24 protein-coding genes, 1 tRNA gene and 1 other RNA gene are annotated in these 24,192 nt (G+C 66.2%); 19 read left to right on the top strand and 7 right to left on the bottom strand.

Annotated elements, in window-relative coordinates:
* Positions 1–26: 26 nt before the first annotated feature.
* From ERC79_RS04220 to ERC79_RS04200, 5 genes are read right to left on the bottom strand one after another with little or no spacing between them, the layout of a single operon-like run.
* On the bottom strand, positions 27–1,067 hold the full coding sequence (locus tag ERC79_RS04220; protein WP_131575995.1) for an ABC transporter ATP-binding protein: 1,041 nt from the start codon (positions 1,065–1,067) through the stop codon (positions 27–29).
* Positions 1,067–1,867: an ABC transporter permease subunit gene (locus ERC79_RS04215; RefSeq protein WP_207390425.1), complete on the bottom strand. Its 801-nt coding sequence runs from the start codon at positions 1,865–1,867 to the stop codon at positions 1,067–1,069. The genes ERC79_RS04220 and ERC79_RS04215 overlap by 1 nt, the downstream gene beginning before the upstream one ends.
* The gene (locus ERC79_RS04210; RefSeq protein WP_131575993.1) at positions 1,867–2,694 is read right to left on the bottom strand and encodes an ABC transporter permease; all 828 of its coding nucleotides are present in this window, start codon (positions 2,692–2,694) and stop codon (positions 1,867–1,869) included. Before ERC79_RS04210 ends, ERC79_RS04215 begins: the two co-directional genes overlap by 1 nt.
* The gene (locus tag ERC79_RS04205; RefSeq protein ID WP_131575990.1) at positions 2,691–3,746 is read right to left on the bottom strand and encodes an ABC transporter substrate-binding protein; all 1,056 of its coding nucleotides are present in this window, start codon (positions 3,744–3,746) and stop codon (positions 2,691–2,693) included. Before ERC79_RS04205 ends, ERC79_RS04210 begins: the two co-directional genes overlap by 4 nt.
* Positions 3,743–3,934: a hypothetical protein gene (locus ERC79_RS04200; protein WP_131575988.1), complete on the bottom strand. Its 192-nt coding sequence runs from the start codon at positions 3,932–3,934 to the stop codon at positions 3,743–3,745. Before ERC79_RS04200 ends, ERC79_RS04205 begins: the two co-directional genes overlap by 4 nt.
* A gap of 288 nt (positions 3,935–4,222) precedes the next feature.
* Here ERC79_RS04200 and prfB point away from each other — a divergent pair, with 288 nt between their 5' ends.
* The 6 genes from prfB to smpB all read left to right on the top strand — a co-directional run bounded on the left by prfB (position 4,223) and on the right by smpB (position 8,984).
* Positions 4,223–5,326, top strand: a complete 1,104-nt coding sequence (gene prfB / locus ERC79_RS04195; RefSeq protein WP_131580727.1) for a peptide chain release factor 2 — start codon at positions 4,223–4,225, stop codon at positions 5,324–5,326.
* Positions 5,327–5,331: 5 nt separating this feature from the next.
* The gene (locus ERC79_RS04190) at positions 5,332–6,231 is read left to right on the top strand and encodes a mechanosensitive ion channel family protein (RefSeq protein WP_131575986.1); all 900 of its coding nucleotides are present in this window, start codon (positions 5,332–5,334) and stop codon (positions 6,229–6,231) included.
* Entirely contained in the window at positions 6,228–6,710 is a 483-nt protein-coding gene (locus ERC79_RS04185) for a hypothetical protein (protein WP_131575983.1), read from the top strand. Before ERC79_RS04190 ends, ERC79_RS04185 begins: the two co-directional genes overlap by 4 nt.
* Before the next feature lie 65 nt (positions 6,711–6,775).
* Positions 6,776–7,465, top strand: a complete 690-nt coding sequence (gene ftsE, locus ERC79_RS04180) for a cell division ATP-binding protein FtsE (RefSeq protein WP_131575981.1) — start codon at positions 6,776–6,778, stop codon at positions 7,463–7,465.
* Positions 7,466–7,525: 60 nt separating this feature from the next.
* Positions 7,526–8,431, top strand: a complete 906-nt coding sequence (gene ftsX / locus ERC79_RS04175) for a permease-like cell division protein FtsX (RefSeq protein WP_131575979.1) — start codon at positions 7,526–7,528, stop codon at positions 8,429–8,431.
* A gap of 73 nt (positions 8,432–8,504) precedes the next feature.
* Positions 8,505–8,984 (top strand): SsrA-binding protein SmpB, encoded by a 480-nt coding sequence (gene smpB, locus ERC79_RS04170; RefSeq protein WP_131575977.1) that lies wholly within the window; start codon positions 8,505–8,507, stop codon positions 8,982–8,984.
* 101 nt (positions 8,985–9,085) lie between these two features.
* Here smpB and ERC79_RS04165 read toward each other — a convergent pair whose 3' ends face one another.
* Together ERC79_RS04165 and ERC79_RS04160 are read right to left on the bottom strand one after the other, a co-directional pair.
* Positions 9,086–11,170, bottom strand: a complete 2,085-nt coding sequence (locus ERC79_RS04165) for a membrane dipeptidase (protein ID WP_131575975.1) — start codon at positions 11,168–11,170, stop codon at positions 9,086–9,088.
* Positions 11,171–11,322: 152 nt separating this feature from the next.
* Positions 11,323–12,528, bottom strand: coding sequence for an alpha/beta fold hydrolase (locus tag ERC79_RS04160; RefSeq protein WP_131575973.1), 1,206 nt, complete (start codon positions 12,526–12,528; stop codon positions 11,323–11,325).
* Between the two features lie 223 nt (positions 12,529–12,751).
* On the opposite strand from ERC79_RS04160, the gene ssrA reads away from it, so the two are divergent.
* The 13 genes from ssrA to ERC79_RS04095 all read left to right on the top strand — a co-directional run bounded on the left by ssrA (position 12,752) and on the right by ERC79_RS04095 (position 23,929).
* Positions 12,752–13,123, top strand: a transfer-messenger RNA (tmRNA) gene (gene ssrA / locus ERC79_RS04155).
* A gap of 427 nt (positions 13,124–13,550) precedes the next feature.
* Positions 13,551–14,156 carry an alpha/beta hydrolase gene (locus tag ERC79_RS04150; protein ID WP_242676744.1) on the top strand — a complete coding sequence of 202 codons (606 nt, stop codon included), beginning with the start codon at positions 13,551–13,553 and terminating at the stop codon, positions 14,154–14,156.
* Between the two features lie 25 nt (positions 14,157–14,181).
* The gene (locus ERC79_RS04145) at positions 14,182–15,474 is read left to right on the top strand and encodes an FAD-dependent oxidoreductase (RefSeq protein ID WP_207390424.1); all 1,293 of its coding nucleotides are present in this window, start codon (positions 14,182–14,184) and stop codon (positions 15,472–15,474) included.
* 8 nt (positions 15,475–15,482) lie between these two features.
* Positions 15,483–16,214 (top strand): DUF1365 domain-containing protein, encoded by a 732-nt coding sequence (locus ERC79_RS04140; protein ID WP_131580725.1) that lies wholly within the window; start codon positions 15,483–15,485, stop codon positions 16,212–16,214.
* Positions 16,214–17,485, top strand: coding sequence for a cyclopropane-fatty-acyl-phospholipid synthase family protein (locus ERC79_RS04135; RefSeq protein ID WP_131575969.1), 1,272 nt, complete (start codon positions 16,214–16,216; stop codon positions 17,483–17,485). The genes ERC79_RS04140 and ERC79_RS04135 overlap by 1 nt, the downstream gene beginning before the upstream one ends.
* A 32-nt stretch (positions 17,486–17,517) precedes the next feature.
* The gene (locus tag ERC79_RS04130; RefSeq protein ID WP_131580721.1) at positions 17,518–18,309 is read left to right on the top strand and encodes a DUF1295 domain-containing protein; all 792 of its coding nucleotides are present in this window, start codon (positions 17,518–17,520) and stop codon (positions 18,307–18,309) included.
* 245 nt (positions 18,310–18,554) lie between these two features.
* On the top strand, positions 18,555–18,917 hold the full coding sequence (locus ERC79_RS04125; protein WP_131575967.1) for a CrcB family protein: 363 nt from the start codon (positions 18,555–18,557) through the stop codon (positions 18,915–18,917).
* Entirely contained in the window at positions 18,914–19,258 is a 345-nt protein-coding gene (crcB, locus tag ERC79_RS04120) for a fluoride efflux transporter CrcB (RefSeq protein WP_165497036.1), read from the top strand. The genes ERC79_RS04125 and crcB overlap by 4 nt, the downstream gene beginning before the upstream one ends.
* A gap of 68 nt (positions 19,259–19,326) precedes the next feature.
* Complete coding sequence (gene pgm / locus ERC79_RS04115; protein ID WP_131575964.1) at positions 19,327–20,964, top strand: phosphoglucomutase (alpha-D-glucose-1,6-bisphosphate-dependent); 1,638 nt, start codon at positions 19,327–19,329, stop codon at positions 20,962–20,964.
* A 35-nt stretch (positions 20,965–20,999) separates the two neighbouring features.
* A complete protein-coding gene (locus ERC79_RS04110) occupies positions 21,000–22,292 on the top strand; it encodes an MFS transporter (RefSeq protein ID WP_131575962.1) in 1,293 nt (430 codons plus the stop codon).
* Positions 22,293–22,404: 112 nt separating this feature from the next.
* The gene (locus ERC79_RS04105; RefSeq protein ID WP_131575961.1) at positions 22,405–22,893 is read left to right on the top strand and encodes a MauE/DoxX family redox-associated membrane protein; all 489 of its coding nucleotides are present in this window, start codon (positions 22,405–22,407) and stop codon (positions 22,891–22,893) included.
* A gap of 74 nt (positions 22,894–22,967) precedes the next feature.
* Positions 22,968–23,717 (top strand): thioredoxin domain-containing protein, encoded by a 750-nt coding sequence (locus ERC79_RS04100; protein WP_131575959.1) that lies wholly within the window; start codon positions 22,968–22,970, stop codon positions 23,715–23,717.
* 139 nt (positions 23,718–23,856) lie between these two features.
* A tRNA-Ala gene (locus ERC79_RS04095) sits at positions 23,857–23,929 on the top strand.
* Positions 23,930–24,192 lie beyond the last annotated feature (263 nt).

Here is a 24,192-nt window from a genome sequence, read left to right as displayed (position 1 = left end):
TACACAGTGTAGCCACTTCGCCGCTGTTACTTCGTGAGGATCCGGCTTTGCTCGCTAGTCCAGGAAACCGTCACTTCGCTGTCCGGATACACGAGGGTCGACGTCGAGGTGACGACTCGAATCTCCTGTCCTGCAGCATCGAGAACCAGGAGTAGTTCACTTCCCCGGAAGACTCGTGATGTGACGACCGCAGTCAGATGCGCGTCGCAGCCATCCGGTGCGTTGACCCGAATGTCTTCCTGGCGGACCATGAGCAGTGCCTCGCCGTCGAAATCCTCCGGCGACGGCACTGTCGCGGAACCTACCGCGGCCTGCTTGCCGGGCGCCGCAGTGACATCGAGCAGGTTCGCCGCTCCGAGGAAGTCGGCGGCGAACCTGGTGGCCGGGTTCGAATACAGGTCCTCCGGGGTGCCGGACTGCTCGACCACGCCGCCCTGCATCAGGACGACCTGGTCGGACATGCTCAGGGCTTCGTCCTGATCGTGCGTGACGAAGACCGTGGTCACGCCCAGACTTCGCTGCAGCGACACGAGTTCCACCTGCATGTCCTCCCGCAGGCGCGCATCGAGATTCGACAGTGGTTCGTCGAGCAGGATCAGCCGCGGGCCGCCTACGATTGCGCGGGCCAGCGCAACGCGTTGCTGCTGGCCGCCGGACAGCTGCCGGGGCATCCGCGAAGCCAGATGATCCATCTGGACCTGTTCGAGTGCGCGAACGGCGAGATCTCGCTGTGCAGCCCGGTTTCCGTAGGTCTTTCCGCGCATTCGCAACGGAAAGCGGACGTTCTCGAGCACACTCATATGCGGAAGCAGCGCATAGCTCTGGAACATCATGCTCAGCCGACGCTCCTCCGGCGCAATGTCGGTGACGTCCTCTCCGCCGACCGAGATGGATCCGGTGTCGACGGTTTCGAGACCCGCGATGCAGCGCAGGAGCGTCGACTTCCCGCAGCCACTCGAGCCGAGCAGGGACACGAAGCTGCCGGACTTCGCGTGTATGTCGACACCGTTGAGTACCTTCACGTCCCCGAATGTCTTGTGGACGTTCGCGATAGTGAGATCGGCCATTAGCTGAAGACCTTTCCGAGCCCGACGATCTTCTCGATCGCCAGAATTGAGACCGCTGTGAGGGCCATCGACAGAGTCGACACGGCCGCCACCGTGGGCGATGCGCTGAACTCGAGCTGCCCGTAGATGGCGAGGGGGAGGGTTTGGAGCTGTGGAGTCCGCAGGAACAGCGCGATGACCGCATCGTCGAAGGAAACGATGAAGGCAAGGAAGCCTCCGGCGATGATGCCGGGGCGGCACATCGGCAGCAGTACGTGCCAATAGCGCTGCCACCAGCGGGCACCCATCACGCGGACGGCCTCTTCGGTGAACCCGTCCGACCTGGCGATCACGCCGAGAACCGTCCGGACCACGTACGGGACTGTGACGACGACGTGCGCGAGCATCAGGATCCACGCCGCAGACCCACCGAGCAACTGCGACACCGTCTGGAGGATGCCGATTGCGAAGATGATGCTCGGCATCGTCAGAGGGGACAGCGCGAACGATTGCAGCGCACCTGAACCGGGAACCTTGTGCCGTGCAATACCGATGGCGAACAGCGTCCCGATCGCGGCGGCACCTACCGCCGCGATCAGGGCGACCTGAAGGCTGAACAGGAACGGATACGTGTACGTGGTGTCGGCCACTGCATCCGCGAACCATTCCAGGCTGAGGCCTGCGGGAGGGAAGGCGAGGAACTGGTCGGCGTTGAAGGCAGCGCCCACCACCACCGCGAGTGGGGCCAGCATGAACAGCGCGATGAGGACGAGGAACACCTTGCCGGCGATCCTCAACGGAAGCGGAGTTGAACGAACCACTATTTCATCCTCGCGTTTGCAATTCGATTGGTCGCCGCGATCGTGACGACCACGACTGCCAGGATCAGTACTGCCTGCGTCGCGGCGAACGGGATGTCGTTGCTGACCGTTGCGTCGTGGTAGATGAATCCGGCGAGAACCGGAAGCTGAGCTCCACCAATGAGGTTCGGTGTGATGAACGAGCTGATCGACAGTGCGAAGCACAGTGTGGCGCCCGAGACGATGCCCGGTAGAGACAGCGGAAGCACCACGTGGCGAAAGGTTCCGACGAAGCTCGCCCCCATGGTTCGGGATGCTTCCCTGAGTCGGCCGTCGATCCCGTTGATGACACCGAGAACGGAGAGGACGGCGAACGGCACCAGTACCTGGACCATCGCGATGTTCACTCCGAGCTCGGTTCCCAACAGGCCCTGGCGAGCCTGACTCAGTTCCAGGAAACCCGGAATCTTCGCCAGCGGGCCGGACGGCCCCATGAGGATGACCCAGCCGAACGTCCGGATGACGACACTCGTCATCAGCGGAAGGATCGTCGCGATCATCATGAAGGCCCGCGCTTTCGCGGAGAGCCCGGCCATGATGTACGCGAGCGGTACCGCGATCACGACGGAGACGATCGTCTGGATGAAGGCCATCCGGAGAGATCGCTCCGACGCGCCGAGCGAGACCGACGACCCGAAGAACCTGGTGAAGTTGCTGAGGGTGAACCCGGCGGAATCAGTGGTGAAACTGGCCAGAAGTGTTCTGGCGACGGGGATCACGAATGCGATCAGAAGCAACGCAACCAGCGGCAGCACCAACAGCCAGGGTTCGGCGGAGCGCTTCCTCATCGTGCGATCTGTTCCTGCCACTGGTTCTGCCACGCCGCCGAGTTTCCGGTGATCAGCGCCGGATCGAACCGGACCAGCTTCTCCAGCGTCGGGCCTGACAGGATCTTGGACTGCATGTCAGCGGGAACGACTGCCTTCGTGTTCACCGGTGAGTAGGCCATGCCGGTGACGAACTTCTCCTGGGCGCCGGCGCTCAGCGCGTAGTCGATGAACTTGGTGGCGAGGTCGGTGTTGGGGCGGCCGGCAACGGCGTTGGCGGTGATGTACGAACCGGTAGTGCCCTCACGCGGCATGGTGAAGCCGACAGGCTGACCGGCCTTGCGCAGCGTCTCGGCGTAGTCCTGCGAGTACGGGGCCAGCCAGATGTCGCGGGCCGCGAACGCCTGCTGGAGATCGGACGACGTCTTGGTGATGATGGCGTCGCCGGCGCGGGCCGACTGACCGATCGCGTCGATACCGGGGGTGACGTTGTCGATCGTCCCGCCGCGGGTGCTGTTGATCATCAACATTCCGAGGGTGCCGTAGCTGTTCGACAGGTCCGTGAAGGCAACGTGCTGCCGGTAGTCGGGGTTGAAGGCGTCATTCCACGAGGTGGGCTCGCTGATCTTGTCAGTGCGGTAGAGCAGCCCCATCGGGGTGATCTGGACCACCGGTCCCTGTCCACCCGCCAGACCGGTGCTCGCCTGCGAGATCAGGTCGGGCGCGTTGGTCAGCGCCGACGGGTCGATGGGCGCGAGCAGCCCGTCCTTCGCCGCCACCACCTCCTGGCCTCCGGAGAAGAAGACGACATCCATCTGCGGACTCGACTTCTGGGCCTGCAGCTGGGCGAGTGCGTCGGAGCTGTACAGCGTCACTTGCTTGATTGTGACGTTGTTCTCTTTCTCGAACGGCTTCACCACGGCATCGGTGAAGTTCTTCTGCCACTCGCCGCCGAACGTGGTGACGACGAGTTCGGTCGCGGACGACGTCCCCGGCGTGCATGCGGTCATTGTCAAGGCGGCGGCAGCGCTCAGGGAGAGCGCGATTGCGGTGAGTGCGAAGCGACGTTTCATCTGACTTCCTGACTGTCGGTTGGGCGTCGGTGCCTATCGGTGCGGCCGACGGTGAGGACCTTCGGGCCGGTGATCGTGGTGCTTGCTGTTCGCGGCGCCTCGGACGTTCCCGCTGCGGGCGCGAGATGGGTGGTGGCCACGGGATGCGGACCCATCTCGTTCTCGAAGAAGAGTGTCTGTTCGGCCACGGGAGACCTTTCGAACGTTAGATACGGGCTTGTGACCCAGGCCACGGTGCGGTCAGTGTTGCATATTCGCCAGATTCACGCAATCGACTGTTTGAAGTCGACAAATCAACAGCCTGTGTTCAATGGAACTCGCCGAATATGGGTGTGAGAGTGGATTCGGATCGAACCGGAGGGTTCGTGTCGGCCGGGGCGATGGAACATGTGGTGGAGGCGGCTGCGAGCACAGTCGTCGGCGCCACGCATCTCCTGCGGCAGCTTCCTGCTGCGGACCCGGTAGCCTGGATAACTGTGCATCCTGATGTTTCTGCTGACCTGGCCGAGCTCGACACCACTCTGACGACCGTCGAGAAGGTTCTCGACGTCGAGGAGCTGCGCCGCCGGATCGACGAGCTCGAGCATCAGGCCGCTGACCCCGAGCTCTGGAATGACCAGGAGCACGCGCAGAAGGTGACGAGCCAGCTGTCGCACGCCCAAGCCGAGCTGCGCCGCGTCGAAGGTCTGCGCAGCCGCCTCGATGATATGTCGGTGCTGTACGAGCTTGCCGAGGAGGAGGGCGCCGACGCGGTCGCCGACGTCCACGCCGAGCGCGCGTTGCTCCGCGCCGATATCGAGGCGATGGAAGTCAAGACGATGCTCTCCGGCGAGTACGACCAGCGTGATGCGCTCGTCAACATCCGTGCCGGCGCCGGCGGCATCGACGCCGCGGATTGGGCCGAGATGCTGATGCGCATGTACATCCGCTGGGCGGAGAAGCGCGGTTACGGCGTCGAGGTGTACGACACCTCCTACGCCGAAGAGGCCGGCATCAAGAGTGCGACGTTCGCGGTCAAGGCGCCCTACAGCTACGGCACCCTGTCCGTCGAGATGGGAACCCACCGCCTCGTGCGCATCAGCCCGTTCGACAACCAGGGCCGTCGCCAGACCTCGTTCGCCGAGGTCGAGGTGCTGCCGGTGGTCGAGACCACCGACCACATCGATGTCGATGAGAACGACGTCCGGGTCGATGTGTACCGCTCGTCCGGCCCCGGCGGCCAGTCGGTCAACACCACCGACTCCGCGGTGCGCCTGACACACATCCCCACCGGCATCGTCGTGACGTGTCAGAACGAGAAGTCGCAGCTGCAGAACAAGGTGTCCGCGATGCGTGTGTTGCAGGCCAAGCTGCTCGAGGTCAAGCGCAAGGAAGAGCGCGCCGAGATGGATGCGCTCAAGGGCGACGGCGGTAGCTCGTGGGGAAACCAGATGCGCTCGTATGTGCTGCACCCTTATCAGATGGTCAAGGACCTGCGCACCGAGTTCGAGGTCAACAACCCTTCATCGGTTCTGGACGGTGAGATCGACGGCTTCCTCGAGGCCGGCATCCGCTGGCGGATGAGCGAAACCCAGGCCTGAGCCGTATGCCGACGACGTTCGCCCTGTCCTTCGCTGCCACCGATACGTTCAAGACATGGTTGACCGACACCGGTCTTCCGATAACGCTGACGGTCCTCGGTGCGCTCATCCTGGCGCGGTTCGCCGGCTGGGCCGGCGGCCGGATCACCAAGCGGATCGACGACAACTACCAGCAGGGTGACGCGCTGGTCCGATCCGAGGCGACCAAACATCGGCACTCGGTCGCGCAGGTCATCACGTGGGTCGTCATCACGATCATCTACGTCATCGCGACGATGAAGGTCCTCGGGCAGCTGGACATGCCCATCGGCGGCCTCGTCGCCCCCGCGACCGTTCTCGGTGCCGCGTTGGGCTTCGGTGCGCAGCGCGTGGTGCAGGACATTCTCGCGGGTTTCTTCATCATCACCGAGCGGCAGTACGGCTTCGGCGACACTGTCCAGATCGCTATCACCGGCTCGGCCACCGACGCCGAGGGTGTGATCGAGGACGTCACCCTCCGAGTGACCAGGATGCGGAACGCCGACGGCGAGGTCATCACCGTGCCGAACGGGCAGATCGTCAAGGCCGTCAACCTGTCCAAGGACTGGGCTCGCGCGGTCGTGGACGTGCCGATCCCGGCCACCGCGGACATCAACCGCGTCAACGACATCCTCCACCGGGTAGGAGTCGATGCGTATGCGGACACGGGGCTACGGCCGCTGCTGCTCGATACGCCTTCCGTGATGGGCGTCGAGAGTCTCGAGGTCGATCAGGTGAGCATCCGGATGGTGGCGCGCACACTGCCCGGAAAGCAGTTTCAGGTCGGCCGTGCGCTTCGCGTGCGGGTGGTCACGGCGCTGCGCCGCGCCGGCATCACCGTCGCTGCCGAGCTCGAGAACGACGCGGTCGTGGGGGAGGCACAGTGAGCCCGCAGGAGAAGCTCGCGGTGCTGTGGCGGCGGATCCCGCGCAAGCTGTTCGGTGGCCGGATGCGCACCACGACGCTGTTCATGTGCGTGCTGTGGCTGGCACTCGCGGTCCTCAACGCCCAACTTGTCGAGGACGCCCAGAACTTGAAGGACGCCACGAGTTCCGTCAACGTCGAGCGGCCCAAGGACGACGCACCGGCGCCGAAGAAGACGCCACCCGAGCCCTCGACGAGCACACAAACGTCGACCCAGACCGCGACGCCGTCGTCGGAGGCGTCTTCCACACCGTCGGAGAGCGGCCGAACCAGCCAGCCGCCGGCGACGCCGCCGGGCACCACGACGCCCGGCCGTGAGACGACGACGCCCGGTTCGGCTACATCGCGGACTACACGGTCGCAGACTCCGGCGGAGTCCAGGGAACCGAACCAGAACCCGTCTGCGGATGTGACCACGACGCTGTCGGTCCCCGGCGGCTGAGTCTCGGCGCGCGGTGTGAGCCGTTACCCAAGGTCACTGTTCGATAACGGCTAGACTGACTTTCCGTGATCAGCGTCAAGGATGTCTCCAAGTTCTACAAGGCCTCCACCAGGCCCGCCCTGGACAAGGTGAGCGTCGAGGTCGACAAGGGTGAGTTCGTCTTCCTGATCGGGCCCTCGGGCTCGGGGAAGAGCACCTTCATGCAACTCCTGCTGAAGGAGGACACGCCCACCTCGGGTGACATCTACGTCGCTGACTTCCACGTCAACAAGCTGGCCGGTCGCCGGGTGCCGAAGCTGCGTCAGAGCGTCGGCTATGTTTTCCAGGACTTTCGCCTGCTGCAGCGCAAGACGGTGTCCGAGAATGTCGCATTCGCGCTCGAGGTGATCGGCAAGCCGCGTTCGGTGATCGCGCGGACGGTGCCTGAGGTGCTCGACCTCGTCGGACTGTCGGGCAAGGCCGACCGCATGCCCACCGAGTTGTCCGGCGGCGAACAGCAGCGCGTCGCGATCGCCCGCGCGTTCGTCAACCGCCCGCTGGTCCTGCTCGCCGACGAGCCCACCGGCAACCTCGACCCGGACACCAGCGGTGACATCATGCTGCTACTCGAGCGAATCAACCGCACCGGCACCACCGTGCTGATGGCAACGCACGACCACCACATCGTCGACTCGATGCGCCGCCGTGTCGTCGAACTCGACCTCGGCAAGGTGGTCCGCGACGAAGCGAGAGGCGTGTACGGCGTCGGGCGCTGAGTCCCGCACCGTCACTCACCGACCCTCTCGAACGAACGACCTAAGGACGTCGATTTCCCGATGCGTGCCAGTTTCATTTTCAGCGAGGTCCTGACCGGCCTGCGCCGCAACATCACGATGACCGTCGCCATGATCCTGACGACCGCGATCTCCCTGGGCCTGTTCGGCGGCGGCCTGCTGGTCGTGCAGATGGCGTCCAAGACCCAGCAGATCTTCCTGGACCGCGTCGAGGTACAGCTGTTCCTCACCGACGACATCTCGGCATCGGACCCCGACTGCATCCAGGACATCTGCCGCGGGCTGCGTACCGACCTCGAGAACACCGACTCGGTGGTGTCGGTGCAGTACCTCAACCGCGATGACGCCGTCGCCGACGCCACCGACCGCGTGTTCAAGGACAACCCGGAGCTCGCGTCGCTGGTGACCGCGGACGCGTTCCCCGCATCGTTCAAGGTCAAGCTCAGTGATCCCGAACGGTTCGGTGTCATCAACGACTCGTTCGCCTTCCGGCCGGGCATCGAGAGCGTGCTCAACCAGCGTGAGCTGGTCGATCGTTTGTTCAGCGTGCTCGGCGGTATCCGCAATGCGGCGTTCGCGATCGCCGTCGTGCAGGCGATCGCGGCGATCTTCCTGATCGCCAACATGGTTCAGGTGGCTGCCCTGACCCGTAAGACGGAGGTGGGGATCATGCGGCTGGTCGGTGCCACCCGCTGGTACACACAGCTGCCATTCCTGCTCGAGGCCGTGGTCGCGGCGCTGATCGGATCGGTGCTCGCGGTCGTCGGACTGTTCGTCGCGAAGGGCGCGTTCGTCGACAACATGCTCGCCGACATCTACGACGCCAACATTGTCGCCCGGATCACCGACTCCGACGTGTTGCTGGTGGCACCGTTCGTGGTGCTGGTCGGCGCCGGCATGGCCGCGGTGACTGCCTATATCGCGCTGCGCCTGTACGTTCGGGATTAATCGAATTGCGCAGGCTCCTATGCTGGAACAGTACGAAGTATGACCGCGGATCGAGGACTGTGAGGGCCCGTACGTGAAAGAGAAGGGCCGTAAGGTCATTGCGACCAACCGCAAGGCGCGACACAACTACACCATCATCGACACCTACGAGGCCGGCGTGGCGCTCCTGGGTACCGAGGTGAAGAGCCTGCGGGACGGCAAGGCGTCGCTGGTCGATGCGTTCGCCACGGTCGACGACGGCGAGGTGTGGTTGCGCGGTCTGCACATCCCCGAGTACACGCAGGGCTCGTGGACCAACCACTCGCCGCGCCGCACCCGCAAGCTGCTGCTGCACAAGCGCGAGATCGAGCACCTCGTCGGCAAGACCCGCGAGGGCAACCAGACCCTGGTGCCGCTGTCGATGTACTTCTCCGACGGCAAGGTCAAGGTGGAACTCGCGTTGGCGAAGGGCAAGCAGGACTACGACAAGCGTCAGGATCTCGCCCGGCGCACCGCCGAGCGCGAGGTGACCCGCGAGATCGGGCGTCGCGTCAAGGGCATGACCCGAGGCTGATCGCTCAGCCGGCACGATCATGCGTGCTGAAGGCCGTGGCCGCCCCGTCGTGAGAACGGGGCGGCCACGGCCTTCTGGTCAGCGGCGTCTGCGCGAGGCTCTCACTCGGCGACCCGCTCCCACATCTGCAGGTAGGCCTCCGGGCCGCGGGTCATGTCGTCCATGAACTGGGCGCCGTCCTTTCCGGCGTACACGCGCATGTCCTCGATCCAGTCGGGAATCAGACCGTACTGTGCGAGACCGTCGGTGTTGAAGTCGAACACTCGGTCGCCGGCCCGTTGCCGATCCATCACCGTGCCGCCGTCGAATGTCGTGAACGGATACCGGACCGATCTGGTGCCGTCCAGGCGCGGCGCGGGTTGCGAGCCGAACCCGTTGGTGTCGGCCCCGAATCCGTAGCCGAAGAAATAGTCGTCGTCGCGATCCTTGCGCGCTGCTCGCCACTCGTCCACGAAGTTCTCCGACGACCCCGCGTACGATGCGACGAAGCCGCCCAGCTGGTAGATCCGCGGGTAGTTCGACGGGTCGGTCCAGCCGTGGCTGGACACGACGCCGGAGTAGTTGGCGTCCTCGAGAATGCGCAGGGTCTGGTCGGCGGTCTTGACGCTCATGTGGTCGATGTCGACGATCATGCCGCGCTGCATCATTGCGCGAACCGCGTGCTCACCGAGCGGCGTCAGACCTCGCGTATTGCAGACCTCTTCGGCCGGGTAGGCGGGCAGGACGATGCCCGGTGGCAGCGACTTCGTCATCTCGATCACTTCCTCGCCGGCATACCCGATCGGGTTGTCCGCCGCGACCCCGGTGCACGGCTCCACATTCCAGAATTCGCCGGTGGACAGGAAGTTGCCGACGTTGATTGCGGCGCCGGTGATTCCGGCGTCAAAGCGGACGCCGCCGAACGCGTTGTCGAACTTGTGAGTGAGGATCATCTGACGCACGCCCATCGCATACAGCTCGTCGAGGCCGCGGTCGACATCCTGCTCGGTGCACTGCAGCCCACCGCCCAGCACCCCGCCGGGCATGCGGCAGCCGAACGGTTCCGAGATCTCGACGCCGAGGGTGACGGCAAGCTTGCCCGACGCGGCGACGTGGCGCGCGTCCTCGGGAGAGCTGACGATCCGGAACCAGCCGCGGCCCGGTCCGCCGTACTGCGCATCCACGTAGTCCTGGATCTCGCGGGCCTGACGGGCCTCGATCCGGACGGTCTCCATCTCGTCGCACGGGTTGGATTTCAGCGGGTACAGCTCGCACAGCACGCGATTGGAGACGAGCAGGTTGGTGAACATCCGCAGCCCGCCGCGCCACGCGCGTTCGACCCATCGGTAGTACAGCTGCTCGTGGGTCATCGAGTCGTAGGACGGTACGTCGGTGAAACTCGGCCACATCGTGGTGTCGTGGGACTCGAACGGATTACCGTGCGAGAGGACGTTTTCGAGCACCGCAGGCACGCCGCCGGGCTGGTGGTCCTCGCAGTCCTGCAGTGCCACGGTGATGCCCTGCGGATCGTAGGGCTTGCCGCACCGGATCTCGCCGCCGATGAATTCGTTGGCGTTCATGTGGACATGTGCGTCGATGAAGCCGCGCACCTCGCCGGTCGACGACGTCAACGGCGCACCTGTGGCGTTCACGTCGGCCTCGGGGAAGTCGGCGCAGCCCTCGGCGGGCTGCAGGCGGAATCGTCCCGCGGACGGATCCGTGCCTGGAGCCGTGACCACGAGGGCACCCGTGGGACGGTCGACGCTCAGCTGCCGTCCGGTGGAGGTGGCCGTTGCCGTGTATGCGCCGTCGGTGAACGTGAGCGTCCAGTCGGTGGCGGGAGTCGGCTGCGCGGACGCAATGGCCTTGTCGGCGTCCCCGGTCGCGATCAGTGCGGTGTCGGAGCCGAAGAACATGAAGCGTCCCAGCTGGGCTGCCTGTAGCCGAAATCTCTCTGCGGTGCCGGCCTTGGCTCCGGTTCGAAAGCCGCTTCCGTCGCGGGAGACGAACCCTGAACCGGTGTCGGACTCGAGGCTGTAACATCCGCCCGCGAGCCCGTACACCGGGTCGCTGGGCGGGCCGGGATCGGTGGGGTTCGGCGACCGTGGCACGGATACCGCGATCGCGGTGCAGGTCACGGCCAGCGCGACGGTGGCGCCGAGCACGGGGAGCGCCCGGCGGCGAACGAATCTGGATCGAGCGGACATTTCGGCAGGTTTCCCCTAACAGGCGCAACTCTCGTTATATGGCGAGCAGGCTAGGGGAAACTGAACGTTCGTCCAGGTGCTTTCGCGAACGAATCTCGAGGGGTGGACATATACGATTCGTTCTCTGACGTAAACGGCTGGTCGTGCGCATTTCAGCAGTTACTGGGCGCGGGCAGTCCGGCGAAACGATCCTTGAGGTACATGAACGCGGAAGGCAATCCGACGACGGCGTTGGTCATGTGCTCGGCGATCGGGTAGCCCACGAACTCGACGGTCGCCCCAGCCTTGCAATAGCGGTCGACGGTCTCGACCACCGACCGGTACGGCGTGAGCTCGTCCGTCGCGCCGTGCCACATGAAGACCGGAGCGGTCGGTACGCCCGCGTACTCGACCAGGCTGTTCTCGCGCATCACCGCGAGGGTGTTCTGATCTTGCAGCAGGCTTGTGGAGTTCGCGACGTCGGTAACGCTGTGAAACAGGCCCTTGGCGATGATCATCGACCGGCACTCGTCCTTGAGTTCATCGCGCAGGGCGATCCCGCGCCGCTTGAGCTGGGAGCTCACGGGCAGGCGGTCGGGGTACTCGCGCTCGAGGCCCATCGCGGCGGCGAAGCCGAGCCCGAATCCAGGATGCTGGTTCGCCAGACCGAGCCCCGCTGCCATCTGTTCGATACTTGCGGGTACCCCGCCCTGCGCGACGCCGGCGAGTGTCACGTCCGGTGCATAGGTCGGGTTGAGGGCGGCTGCCCACGCGGTTGCCATACCGCCGCCGGAGTAGCCGGCGAGCGCGACAGGGCTGTTCGACAGACGGAGCTCCGGCAGTCGTTTGACCGCGCGGACTCCGTCGAGCGTGATCATGCCGCCGAGCCGGGCGGCGCCGTATGCGCTGTTGGGGCCGAGGTGATCGGGGATTGCGACCGCCCATCCCATCGCCAGCGCGAGCGGTAGTCCGAAGACGTCCTTGATCTCGCCGGTGAACAGGGCGGCGGACGGTGCGCAGCGCAGCCCGAGCGAGTTGACGATGGCCTGGTACGACAGCACCGGCATGTCCGTCGGCGCGCCGACGGGCTTGATCACCGTGGTGATCGCGGGAATCGGCTGGCCGGCCGAGTTGGTCGATCGGTACTTGATCTGCCACACCTCGCTTCCGGGCAGCAGCCACGTGTCGGCGCGCCGGGTTGCGAGGATGTCGCCGGGCGCCTTGGTCGCGATGTCCGCGGGGGCGGCGAGGAAGGGGTCCGGCAGGGGTGTGGGATACGCGGGTGTTGCGCCGGCGGCGGGTGGGGCGAGTGTGCCGGCCACCACGACGGAGAGTGCGAGTGCTGCGGCGGTCGCCCATCGACGTGCAAACGACGTCATCCCTGCCCCCCGTGAATATGTCTTGTGATGAACATCACTGAACGGTGCCTCTCGGGGCACGACGTTAACGGAATCGCGGGGTTCGGAGGGGTGAAACGCATGTATGTGGCGGATGCGGACGGCCGCCCGCGGGGCGGGAGTCGAACCACGGGCGATAATCGGGATGATTCCTGCGCCCGCGCGGGTTAAAGTAAGTAACCCCGTGAAAGCCGCGGGGCCGTACGGGGCTGAACGGTTTCGACTGCGTACGTTGAGGTAGGGGAAGCGTGTCGGTGCAGGCAAGAGACCACCGTGAGCGTCGCTGCAAACCAATAAGCGCCGATTCCAATCAGCGCGACTACGCCCTCGCTGCCTAAGTAGCGACTGCGTGTCTGTCAGTCCGGGTTCGCCCTCGGCCCGGGTACTGGCATCAGCTAGAGGGCTCTACCGTTCCACTCGGTCGCGGAGTGGGTCGGGACATCAAACAGCGACTGGGATCGTCATCACGGCTTGTTCGCGAGACCGGGAGATCCAAGTAGAGGCATAGCGAACTGCACACGGAGAAGCCCTAGCGAAGCGGCGGAGGACCCGGGTTCGATTCCCGGCAGCTCCACCAGAGGGCCCGATCAGGAAGTGTTTCGACACGACCCGGTCGGGCCCTTTTTGCTGTCCTGGGATCGTCCGAGAGTATTCGGGGTTTGGGGGGCCGGGCGGCGGCGCGTGGCGCACGCCGCCCGGCGGCGGCCCGCCCAAGTTAGGGGGGATCTTGGGTCGGCCGCGATTGCTGCTCCGGGGGGGTGGGGCAGCAAATTGCACTGTAGTGCAATTTGACGGGAATGGCGCTGGTATTCGTCAGATTCCTCACGAATGCCCACGTCCGAGTGGATGTCGCCCGGCACGTTCCCCGGGTGTGTCGCGCGCCGGTGCCGACGGTGGCACTCGACGCTGCGCGGACCTGCCCGGGCCATCCACGCGGTGCGCCGGTCCGAATAACTGGTGTGAGTGCGCGAGGTTGGGCAGGAACAGTCCGAGGCAGAAGCAGCGTGTCGCCGGGGTTGGTGGTGCTGGTGCTTCCCGGCGGCAGGGTCAGCGATCGTCGACGTGCGCGCCGGTGGCAGAGTGCGAACCTGAGGATGGCGTCGTTCGCGCGGGGGCTGCGCCGGGCAGGACAGTCGCACGGGGTCGGGGTGTGGCTGGCTCGGTACCGGCTGCGGGGATGGAACGGCAGCGACCGCAGCCCCGTGCCCGACGTCCGCCGCACACTCGCCGAGATTCGTCGCCGTCACGGTGATGTCCCGGTCGTGCTGATCGGTCATTCGATGGGCGGCCGGGTGGGAGCCGTCGTCGCCGACGAGCCACAAGTCCAAGCGTTGCTTGCGCTCGCCCCCTGGTGGCCGGACGGCGAGGGCGCACGCGTCCCGCTGTCGGTGCGGTTGGCGGTCGCGCATGGAACCGCGGACCGCTGGACCGATCCATTCGCGTCGCAGATGCAGGTGGAACTCGCACGTGCCCGCGGCGTCGACGCGACCTGGATCGCCGTCCCCGGCGCGGGTCACGCGATGATCCGGCACCGCGACGTGTGGAACCGCATCGCCGTCGATTTCATCCTGGACCAATCGCGGCGGGTCTCCTCTCCGAATGTCTCGTGAGACAGGCGCAGAAAGTGGGAGGACAATGGTGGCTCGGATACAGAGCGGTGATGGCAGACGCCGGATTGCGGTGGTGGGTGGAGGTGTCGCCGGGCTGACTGCAGCCTGGGTGCTGAAGAGAGACGCCGACGTCACGCTGTACGAGGCCGACGGCCGGCTCGGCGGTCACGCCGATACCCATCGGATCACCACCCCGGTCGGCGAGCGGCTTGCGGTGGATACCGGCTTCATCGTGCACAACGACCGCACGTATCCGACATTGCTGAGGCTGTTCGCCGAACTCGGTGTGCCGACGCAGGAGTCGGACATGAGCATGTCGGTGCGCTGTGACGGCTGTGCGCTCGAGTACTCGGGTGGGCAGGGGTTGAGTGGGATCGTGCCAGCTGCGGGGACACTGTTGCGCGGTGAGTACCTGCGAATGCTGTTCGAGGTCAGGCGGTTCCATCGACAGGCGCGGGACGTACTGGCCGACCAGGCGCGCGACCGGTGGACGCTCGCGGATTTCCTCGACGCCGGCAGATTCTCCGACTATTTCACCGCGCACTTCATGACGCCGCTCGTCTCCGCGGTGTGGTCGTGCGACCCGAAGACGGCGCTGCGGTACCCGGCCCGCTACCTGTTCACCTTTCTCGACCATCACGGAATGCTCACTGTCGGAGGTTCCCCCACGTGGCGAACGGTGACTGGCGGCAGCGTCGAGTATGTCCGCCGAGTTGCCGCCTCGATCGGCGAGGTGAGGTTGTCGGCGCCGGTGCGGGCGATCCACCGGCACGCCGACCGCGTCGAGATCCGTGACGACGGCGACGATCTGCGTGAGTTCGACGCGGTGGTGATCGCGACGCACCCGCAGCAGGCGCTGAAGATGCTTGCCGCGCCGACGCCGCAACAGCACGAGGTGCTCGGGGCGATGCCGTACTCGGTCAATCGCACTCAGCTGCACACCGACGAGACAGTGCTGCCGAGGAATCCGCGGGCGCGGGCGTCGTGGAACTATCGAATCCCGTTCTGCACAGCGCGCCCAGAGCAGGTGCTGGTCAGCTACGACATGACGCGGCTACAGAGATTGCCGGACACCGGCTCCCGCTATCTGGTGACCCTCGGCGGGGCGGAGATGGTGGACCCGGACCGGGTGATCGACACCATGGTTTACGAGCATCCGCAGTACACCCCGGCCTCGCTCGCCGCGCAGCGCCGGTTGCCGGAGCTCAGTGACGGTGTCCTCGCGTTCGCGGGCGCATACCACGGCTGGGGCTTCCATGAGGACGGTGCGCTGTCGGGACTGCGGGCCGCGGAGAGCGTCGGAGGGCAGTGGATGTGACTGCGCAGATGCTCCCCGAGACGCCCGCGATCTACCGGACGGTGATCAGCCACGTGCGGACCGCACCGCTGCGAAACATGTTCCGCTACCGCAGCTACAGCTGGTTCGTCGACGTCGACGAACTGCCCCGGTTGCCCCGGCTGCTCGGGCCCCTGGCCGGATTCGCGTCGGCCGACCACCTGGGCGATCTGTCGCGGACGCTGCGCGAAAACGTCGATGCATTCCTCGCCGCCCATGGAATCGACCTGAATGGCGGCAGGGTCGTCCTGCTCGCCAACGCCCGCGTGTTCGGCTACGTGTTCAATCCGCTCAGTGTCTTCTGGTGTCACGACGCCGATGGTCGCCAAGTCTGTGTGATTGCCGAGGTCCACAACACATACGGCGAGCGGCACTGCTATCTGCTGCGACCGGACAGCGGGGGCGGGGCGAGGGCCGCCAAGGAGTTCTACGTCTCGCCGTTCAATGACGTCGACGGCGAGTATCGAATGACGCTGCCGACCCCGGACGAGGCGCTGCGTTTGGCCATCTCGCTGGAACGGCCCGAGCAGCCGCCATTCGTGGCGACGGTAGTCGGAGAGCGTCGCGATGCGACGCCACGCGAAATCCTGCGGGCGGTGCTCGCTGTGCCGGTGGCTCCGTTGCGGGTCGCGGCGCAGATCCGCTGGCAGGGAATTCGCTTGTGGGCCAGGGGGCTCGAGATCCGCCCACGGCCGACCCATCGACGACAGGAGGCAGTGTGATGACAACGACCGTGACGGTGGACGCGCCCGCGCCGACCCGCCGCGATTGGGGCGACGTGCACCAGGCGCCATCCGGTGTGCGCGCCGGGGCGGCGGGCCGGGTGGCCGACGCTCTGTTCCGTCACGTGATCGCGCGCCTACCCGTCCGGGTGTATCTGCCCGGCGGGCAGTACCTCGGGGATCCTGCGGCAGACGCGCCGACGATGGTGCTGCATCGTCCGCAAGACTTCGCAGCGCGGGTGGGGCGCAGCGGGCTCATCGGCTTCGGCGAGTCCTATATGGCCGGGGACTGGTCGGCACCGGACCTCACCGCGGTGCTCGAGGTCTTCGCGGCGCGGGCAGCCACGTTGATTCCGCGTCCGCTGCAGCGCTTGCGGGGCATGGTGATTCCCAAGCCGCCGGGCAGCGAGCGGAACACCACCCGCAACACTCGCTCCAACATCTCCCGTCACTACGACCTCTCGAATGAGCTGTTCGGGCTGTTCCTCGATGACACGCTCACGTACTCGAGCGCGCTGTTTCCTCCCGGCACTCGCGCACCTGCGTGGGACGATCTGGCCGCGGCGCAGCACCGCAAGATCGACCGGCTGCTCGACGCGGCCGGCGTGGGGGAGGGCACTCGCGTGCTCGAGATAGGTACTGGCTGGGGCGAACTGGCGATTCGGGCGGCGGCGCGCGGCGCGACGGTCCGGTCGGTGACGCTGTCGACCGAGCAGCAGGAACTGGCGTGCAAACGGATCGCCGAGGCCGGTCTCGCCGACCGTGTCCAGGTCGATCTACTCGACTACCGGCAGGTGCCGGGCACCTACGACGCGGTGGTGTCGGTGGAAATGATCGAGGCGGTCGGACACCAGTTCTGGGGCACCTACTTCCGCACCCTCGATCGCGTCCTGGCGCCTGGCGGACGCGTCGCGATCCAGGCGATCACCATGCCGCACGACCGGATGCTCGCCACCCGAAACACCTACACGTGGGTGCACAAGTACATCTTCCCCGGGGGATTCCTTCCGTCGGTCCGCGCAATCGAGGAGATTACCGAACGCAGGACGAGCCTGCGGGTGCGGCAGCGTTTGTCGATGGGTGACCACTATGCCCGGACCCTGAGACTGTGGGACGCGCGGTTCACCGAGCGCTCCGATGAGGTGGAGGCGCTCGGATTCGACGACGTGTTCCGCCGGATGTGGCACTTCTACCTGTGCTACTCGGAGGCGGGTTTCCGCTCTGGCTACCTGGATGTGCAACAGATCGTGCTGGACCGGCGGGAGGCGTGATGACGGCGTCTACGGACGAAGTGGGAGTAGTGGTGGACGGATTCGATTGGAGCGGTTTCGCACTCGTGAGCATCACGAGCCTGCTCGCCGCGGCGATCCTGATGGTGATCACCGCGGCGTTCGGGTTCCGCTGGGGCCGGCACAACGTCGTCGATGTCTCGTGGGGTGCGGGCTTCGTGCTCATTGCGCTCATCGCGGCGGCCTTCGGCGACGGTGATGCCTGGCGCCGGTGGCTGCTCGCGGGACTTGTGGCGGTGTGGGGGCTGCGGCTGGCCTCGCACATGGCGCGGCGGTCGAGCGGGCACGGGGAGGATCCCCGATACAAGCGAATGCTCGACGACGCCGGCGGGAACCGGACCCTGACTGCAATCCGCAAGATCTACCTCACACAGGGACTTGCGCTGTGGTTCGTCTCGCTGCCGGTGCAGGTCTCGGCCGTCACCCATGGAAGCCTCGGGGTTTTCACCGCCGTCGGCGCCGTATTGTGGCTCGTCGGTGTCATGTTCGAGTCGGTCGGCGACGCGCAGATGTCGGCGTTCAAGGCGGACCCGTCGAACCGCGGCACCATCATGGACCGTGGGCTCTGGGGCTGGACCCGGCACCCGAACTACTTCGGCGACGCGTGTGTGTGGTGGGGTATCTACCTCATCGCCGCGCAGACCTGGCCCGGCGTGCTCACCGCGGCGTCCCCGCTGGCGATGACGTACTTCCTCGTCTACGCGACCGGGGCCCGACTGCTCGAGCAACACATGGCCGAGCGTCCCGGGTATCGGGAGTACCAGGCGCGCACCAGCTACTTCCTGCCCCGGCCGCCGCGGCCCTGAGCAGGGTAGCGCCCGCTGCAGGGTGACGGCGGCGTCGAGGGTGTACTCCTCCGCCTGGAGACACCCGGCGCGACACGCTGCCCTTCCCCCGCGAAGCATCGGTTCGCCGATACCGGAGAATTGCCGCGCCGGTACGTTGTGGCGGCAATGATCATCCGGGCACGGACACCCGAGTCGCCTAGCCGCTCCCGAGCTACGCGGACCGAGTCCGCAGCGGGGTGACTTCAGGTAGGCAGGAGCGTGCGATGGCCGAGACGCGGGCGCTGGCCGTGGTGGTGGCGGGCGGTGCTGTGGGCGCGAGCGGTCGGTATCTGCTGTCCCAGCAGTTCCCCGGCATCTGGACCGTCATGCTGATCAACATCGTGGGCTCGCTGCTGCTGGGCGTCCTCGCTGCGGTACTCGGCCCCGACCGGCTGTGGCGGCTGTTTCTCGGAGTCGGGGTCCTGGGCGGGTTCACTACGTTCTCGACATTTGCGGTCGATGTAGTGCAGAACCCGGGATCGGCCGTCGTGTACATCCTCGCAACGTTGGTGCCGGCGTTGCTCGCCGCGCGTCTGGGCATGGCGATCGGTGAGGTGTGGCACACGCGACGGGGGACGGCGTCGTGACGGTGCTGTGGGTCGCGCTCGGCGGCGGCGCCGGCGCGGGCCTGCGGTATCTCGCCGGCCGGCACCTGTCCTCGTACGGCAGTTTCCCGGTGCCCACGTTCGTCGTGAATGCCGTGGGGAGCCTGATCCTCGGGCTGCTGGCCGGCGCGACACTGGCGCCCGCCGTGTTCGCCCTGCTGGCCACCGGCTTCTGCGGCGGACTCACGACCTACTCGACGTTCGCGACCGAAGCGGTCGGACTCGCTCGCGTGCGGCGGCCGGTCACGTCCGTCGTCTATGTCGCGGCCAGTCTCACCGTCGGTATCGGATTCGCGTGGTTGGGGTTTCGGATCACCGCTTGAACGCGCCGGAAGCCCCCGGCCCTGGCACGATGGAATCGAGTTTCCAGTTTCAGAACGCGGAGGGGTCGATGGTGCACGAACGAGCGGGACAGGTGGCGTTGCCGGAGGATCTGGAGGATCTGGCGCACTTGGTGTCCGCGTACTACACGCATACCCCCGACCCGGCGGACCCGATGCAGCAGGTGGTGTTCGGCACGTCGGGCCATCGGGGCTCGAGCCTCGATTCCGCCTTCAACGAGGCGCACATCCTCGCGACGACGCAGGCGATCGTCGAGTACCGCGCTACGCAGGGCATCACCGGCCCGCTGTTCCTCGGCCGTGACACACATGCCCTGTCGGAGCCGGCGTGGGCGACGGCGCTCGAGGTTCTCGTCGCCAACGACGTTGTGGTGGTGATCGATTCGCGCGACGGCTACACTCCGACGCCCGCGGTCAGCCATGCGATTCTGCGGCACAACGCCACGGGTTCGGCCACCCGTGCCGACGGCATCGTCGTCACGCCTTCGCACAATCCGCCTCGGGACGGCGGCTTCAAGTACAACCCTCCGCACGGAGGGCCCGCGGACAGCGATGTCACCGCCGTGATCGCCGACCGTGCCAACGACCTGCTGCGCGCCGGCCTGTCGGGGATCGCCCGGGTGCCGCTGATGCGGGCGCTCGAGGTGGCGCGGCGTTACGACTTCCTGGCCGAGTACGTCGACGACCTGCCCAGCGTGCTCGACCTCGACGCGATCCGGGCGTCCGGCCTGCGGATCGGAGCCGACCCGCTGGGCGGCGCGTCCGTCGACTACTGGGGGGCCATCGCAGAGCGGCACCGACTCGACCTCACCGTGGTCAACCCGCTCGTCGACGCCACGTGGCGGTTCATGACCCTCGACGGCGACGGCAAGATCCGGATGGACTGCTCGTCGCCGCATGCGATGGCGTCGCTCATCGCGGCCCGGGACCGGTTCGACCTGGCGACCGGCAACGACGCCGACGCCGATCGGCACGGCATCGTCACCCCCGACGGTGGTCTGATGAACCCGAACCACTACCTTGCCGTCGCGATCGACTATCTCTACACCTACCGGGCGGGCTGGTCGCCGACGACGAAGGTCGGCAAGACCCTCGTCAGTTCGTCGATGATCGACCGGGTGGCCGGCGGGCTCGGCCGCCCCGTCGTCGAGGTGCCGGTCGGCTTCAAGTGGTTCGTGCCGGGACTGCTGGACGGTTCGCTCGGCTTCGGCGGCGAGGAGAGCGCGGGCGCGTCCTTCCTGCGGCACGACGGCACCGTGTGGACCACCGACAAGGACGGCATCCTGCTCGCGCTGCTGGCTGCGGAGATCACCGCCGTCACCGGGCAGAGCCCGTCGGTTCGGTACCGCGAACTCACCCGGCAGTACGGTGATCCCGCGTATGCCCGCATCGATGCGCCCGCGACGCGCGAGCAGAAGGCGGCGCTGTCGAAGCTGTCGCCGGAACAGATCACCGCTGCCGAACTCGCTGGGGAACCGGTGACCGCGACGCTTACCGCGGCGCCCGGAAACGGCGCCTCGATCGGTGGGATCAAGGTCACCACCGAGAACGCGTGGTTCGCGGCCCGGCCGTCCGGAACGGAGGACGTCTACAAGATCTACGCCGAGTCCTTCCGGGGCCCCGATCATCTCGCACAGGTGCAGGCCGCCGCTCAGGACGTGGTGTCCCGGGCATTGGGGCTGGGCTGAACCACCATCCGGGTCCGCCGATAGATTCATCGGCGATGGCAAACTCGATGATGTCCCCGGCGAACACCGACACGAAGCTTCCCAAGGAGATTTGGGTTCTCGTCGTGTCGGCCTTCATCGTGGCGGTGGGATTCGGGATCGTGGCCCCCGCACTGCCTCAGTTCGCGCGCAGCTTCGATGTCGGATACACCGCGGCCAGCGCCGTGATCAGTGCCTTCGCGCTGATGCGGCTGCTGTTCGCGCCGATGAGTGGGCGGCTGGTCCAGCGGCTGGGGGAACGGCCCACGTACCTGACGGGCCTGATCATCACTGCGATGTCGACGGGTGCCTGCGCGTTCGCGGACTCCTACTGGCAGCTGCTGGTGTTCCGTGGTCTCGGCGGTATCGGCTCGACGATGTTCACGGTCTCTGCGCTGGGCCTGCTGATCCGGATGTCCCCGCCGGGCGGGCGGGGCCGGGTGTCCGGGGTGTACTCGGCGGCGTTTCTGATCGGCACCATCACCGGTCCGCTGTTCGGTGGTGCGCTGGTCCGGTTCGGTCTGCGCGTTCCGTTCGTGATCTACGCCGTCGCGCTTCTGATCGCCGCCGCTGTCGTCTACTTCGCGCTCCGCAAGTCGCACCTGGCCGAACCGCAGGGCGACAGCGAACTGCGCATGATGACACTGCGGGAGGGCCTGCGATCGCCCATGTTCCGGGCCACACTGGGATCGAACTTCGTGAGCGGGTGGGTGATCTTCGGCGTTCGCATCGCGCTGGTTCCGCTGTTCGTCGTGGCCGCCCTGGACGGCGACGAGACGACCGCAGCAATTGCCCTCACCGTCTTTGCGCTCGGCAACGCCTCCGTTCTGATCAAGTCCGGACCGATGTCGGATCGGATCGGTCGCAGACCTTTCGTGCTGCTCGGGCTCGCACTTTCCGGCCTGTCCACGATCGGGATGGGTTTCGCCGACAACGTCATCGTCTTCTACATCGCGACTGCGGTGTGCGGTATCGGGTCGGGCGTGATGGGCCCGGCGCAGCAGGCCGCGGTGGCCGATGTCGTCGGATCCAAGGCCCGTGGCGGCCCGCTCCTGGCCGCGTTCCAGATGGTCAACGACGTCGGCGCGTTTGCGGGTCCGCTGGTCGCAGGTTACCTGGCCCAGCAGTGGTCGTTCGGAGTCGCGTGGGCGGTGACCGGCGCGATCATGCTGCTGCCGATGATCAGTTGGTTCTTCGTTCCGAAGGGGCGAGCCGTGGATGACACCGCAGTGGACGCAGGATCAGCCGGGAACGCCGACGCCGACGAGCACGCTGGCAAGACATGTGGTTCCGACGGCGACCGCACCTAGCCGGAACCGCCGAACGGTGTCACGGCCCTCACGGTCGTGCACACGCCGATTCACCTGCGCAGACACTGTTGATCTAGAAGGCTGAGCCCTTCCGGTTCGGTACCGTAGGAGCGTGTTGATACGCATCATGAGCCTGCTGGCGCGCTTCGGACTGGCCGCCGTGTGGCTGATTTCCGGGTGGATCAAGTTCATCGACCCGACTCAGACCATCGTCGCCGTCCGGGCCTATCAGCTACTGCCCGAGGATCTGGTCCGTCCCGTCGCGTACGCGATGCCGATGCTCGAGATCGCGCTGGGGTTGTTCCTGATCCTCGGTCTGGCAGTGCGCCTGACCGCAGCGGTGTCGGCCGCGGCGCTGCTGGTGCTGATCAGCGTCATCATCTCGGTGTGGGCCCGCGGCCTGTCGATCGACTGTGGTTGCTTCGGCGGGGGAGGCGTGGCCGACGTCGACGCCTGGGACTACGCCCGGGAGATCGCCCGGGACATCGGATTCCTGGCGCTCGCGGTGTGGTTGGTCGTGTTCCCTCGCAGCCCATTCTCGCTCGGTCCCCGCTCACAGGGGCCGTTCTCAGTGCCCGCTCAGCCGGCAATGGCAGAGTAGTCGCCGAGTAGTGCCGCTATCGGCACTCGGATCAGTTCCTGCACGGATCTCACACCCATGACGAAGGACGTGAAGTGAGTTCGAAGAAACCGAAGTCGGTCAAGTACAACCCCCAGCCGACCTCCAGCAAGGCCACCTACATCGTCGGCGGTATCGCAATCCTTGTGATCGCGGCGCTGGTCGTCGGCGGCGTCCTGTGGTCGACCAACAAGGGAAAGACCCGTAACGAGGGCTACGGCGCGGTACAGAACTCCGCGGTCCAGGTGGCAATGGAGGACGCCGGGGTGGTCCGGCTCGGTTTGCCCGAGGTGACGAACACGATCGATGTGTTCGAGGATCCGATGTGCCCGTTCTGCGCGCAGCTCGAGGAGAAGCACGGTCAGGAGGTGGCACAGGCCATCGATGAGGGCAAGCTTGCGGTTCGCTACCACATCCTCAACTTCCTCGACCGGCTCTCGGCCAGCGGTGACTACTCCACCCGCGCTGTCGCTGCGTCGCAGTGCGTCGCCGAGACCGGCAACGCGATCGCCTACTCCAAGTTCCACGGCGAGCTGTTCTCCCCGGCCAATCAGCCGGAGGAGAAGGGCAAGTCGGATCTGTCCAACGACGACCTCGCCGGCCTCGCCCGTGACGCGGGCGCCGGCGACGATGCCGCGACGTGCATCACCGGCGGCGAGCGCCTGCCGCAGGCCGCCGCGGACGCCGAGACCGGTCGCCAGGCGCTTGCGGCCTCCGGGGCCACCGGCACCCCGGCCGTTGTCCACAACGGCCAGGTGATTGATGCGCTCGGCAACGACAACTGGGTGGCCCAGGTGAGCCAGTAAGTTGCAGGTGGTGGCCGGTGCGACCGGCCACCACCGCGTCACTGCCCTGACCAGTGGATTTGTTGCCCGCGACGGCGATGGTGTAACTTTCTTTCAGCGCAAGGGAAGTGCTTCTCGGGCGCGGGAAACAACTGAACACGGGGCTATGGCGCAGCTGGTAGCGCACCACACTGGCAGTGTGGGGGTCAGGGGTTCGAGTCCCCTTAGCTCCACCGAAGTGGCGACGATCGAACCCGCATGGTTTGAATGGGTTGTCCAGACGATGGAATCTCCCTCGGACATTTGTCCGGGGGATTCTGCTTTGGCGGACGTCAGAATCTGGATGCCCCTGGTTTGGTCTACTTCATCGATCCGGGGACGACCTCGACCAGGATTCGGTCGAACCATGCCTGATCGAACTCGCGGCGGACTTGCGGTTCGGATCGCAGGCTGAGATTGCCGCACCGTTCCAGTAGATCCAACGCACGTGTGATCG

Source organism: Rhodococcus sp. ABRD24, assembly GCF_004328705.1.
In the GTDB taxonomy this organism is placed as follows: Bacteria; Actinomycetota; Actinomycetes; order Mycobacteriales; family Mycobacteriaceae; genus Prescottella.
This window is presented reverse-complemented; position numbering and strand designations above follow the sequence as displayed.

Excerpts from the sequence above, each read along its gene's own strand:
- ERC79_RS04205 (WP_131575990.1), bottom strand. The coding sequence starts at position 3,746 with ATGAAACGTCGCTTCGCACTCACCGCAATCGCGCTCTCCCTGAGCGCT.
- ftsX (WP_131575979.1), top strand. The coding sequence starts at position 7,526 with ATGCGTGCCAGTTTCATTTTCAGCGAGGTCCTGACCGGCCTGCGCCGC.
- ERC79_RS04210 (WP_131575993.1), bottom strand. The coding sequence starts at position 2,694 with ATGAGGAAGCGCTCCGCCGAACCCTGGCTGTTGGTGCTGCCGCTGGTT.
- ERC79_RS04110 (WP_131575962.1), top strand. The coding sequence starts at position 21,000 with ATGGCAAACTCGATGATGTCCCCGGCGAACACCGACACGAAGCTTCCC.
- ERC79_RS04135 (WP_131575969.1), top strand. The coding sequence starts at position 16,214 with ATGACAACGACCGTGACGGTGGACGCGCCCGCGCCGACCCGCCGCGAT.
- ERC79_RS04220 (WP_131575995.1), bottom strand. The coding sequence starts at position 1,067 with ATGGCCGATCTCACTATCGCGAACGTCCACAAGACATTCGGGGACGTG.
- ERC79_RS04190 (WP_131575986.1), top strand. The coding sequence starts at position 5,332 with ATGCCGACGACGTTCGCCCTGTCCTTCGCTGCCACCGATACGTTCAAG.
- ERC79_RS04125 (WP_131575967.1), top strand. The coding sequence starts at position 18,555 with ATGGCCGAGACGCGGGCGCTGGCCGTGGTGGTGGCGGGCGGTGCTGTG.
- ERC79_RS04145 (WP_207390424.1), top strand. The coding sequence starts at position 14,182 with ATGGTGGCTCGGATACAGAGCGGTGATGGCAGACGCCGGATTGCGGTG.
- ERC79_RS04140 (WP_131580725.1), top strand. The coding sequence starts at position 15,483 with ATGCTCCCCGAGACGCCCGCGATCTACCGGACGGTGATCAGCCACGTG.
- pgm (WP_131575964.1), top strand. The coding sequence starts at position 19,327 with ATGGTGCACGAACGAGCGGGACAGGTGGCGTTGCCGGAGGATCTGGAG.
- ERC79_RS04165 (WP_131575975.1), bottom strand. The coding sequence starts at position 11,170 with ATGTCCGCTCGATCCAGATTCGTTCGCCGCCGGGCGCTCCCCGTGCTC.
- ERC79_RS04160 (WP_131575973.1), bottom strand. The coding sequence starts at position 12,528 with ATGACGTCGTTTGCACGTCGATGGGCGACCGCCGCAGCACTCGCACTC.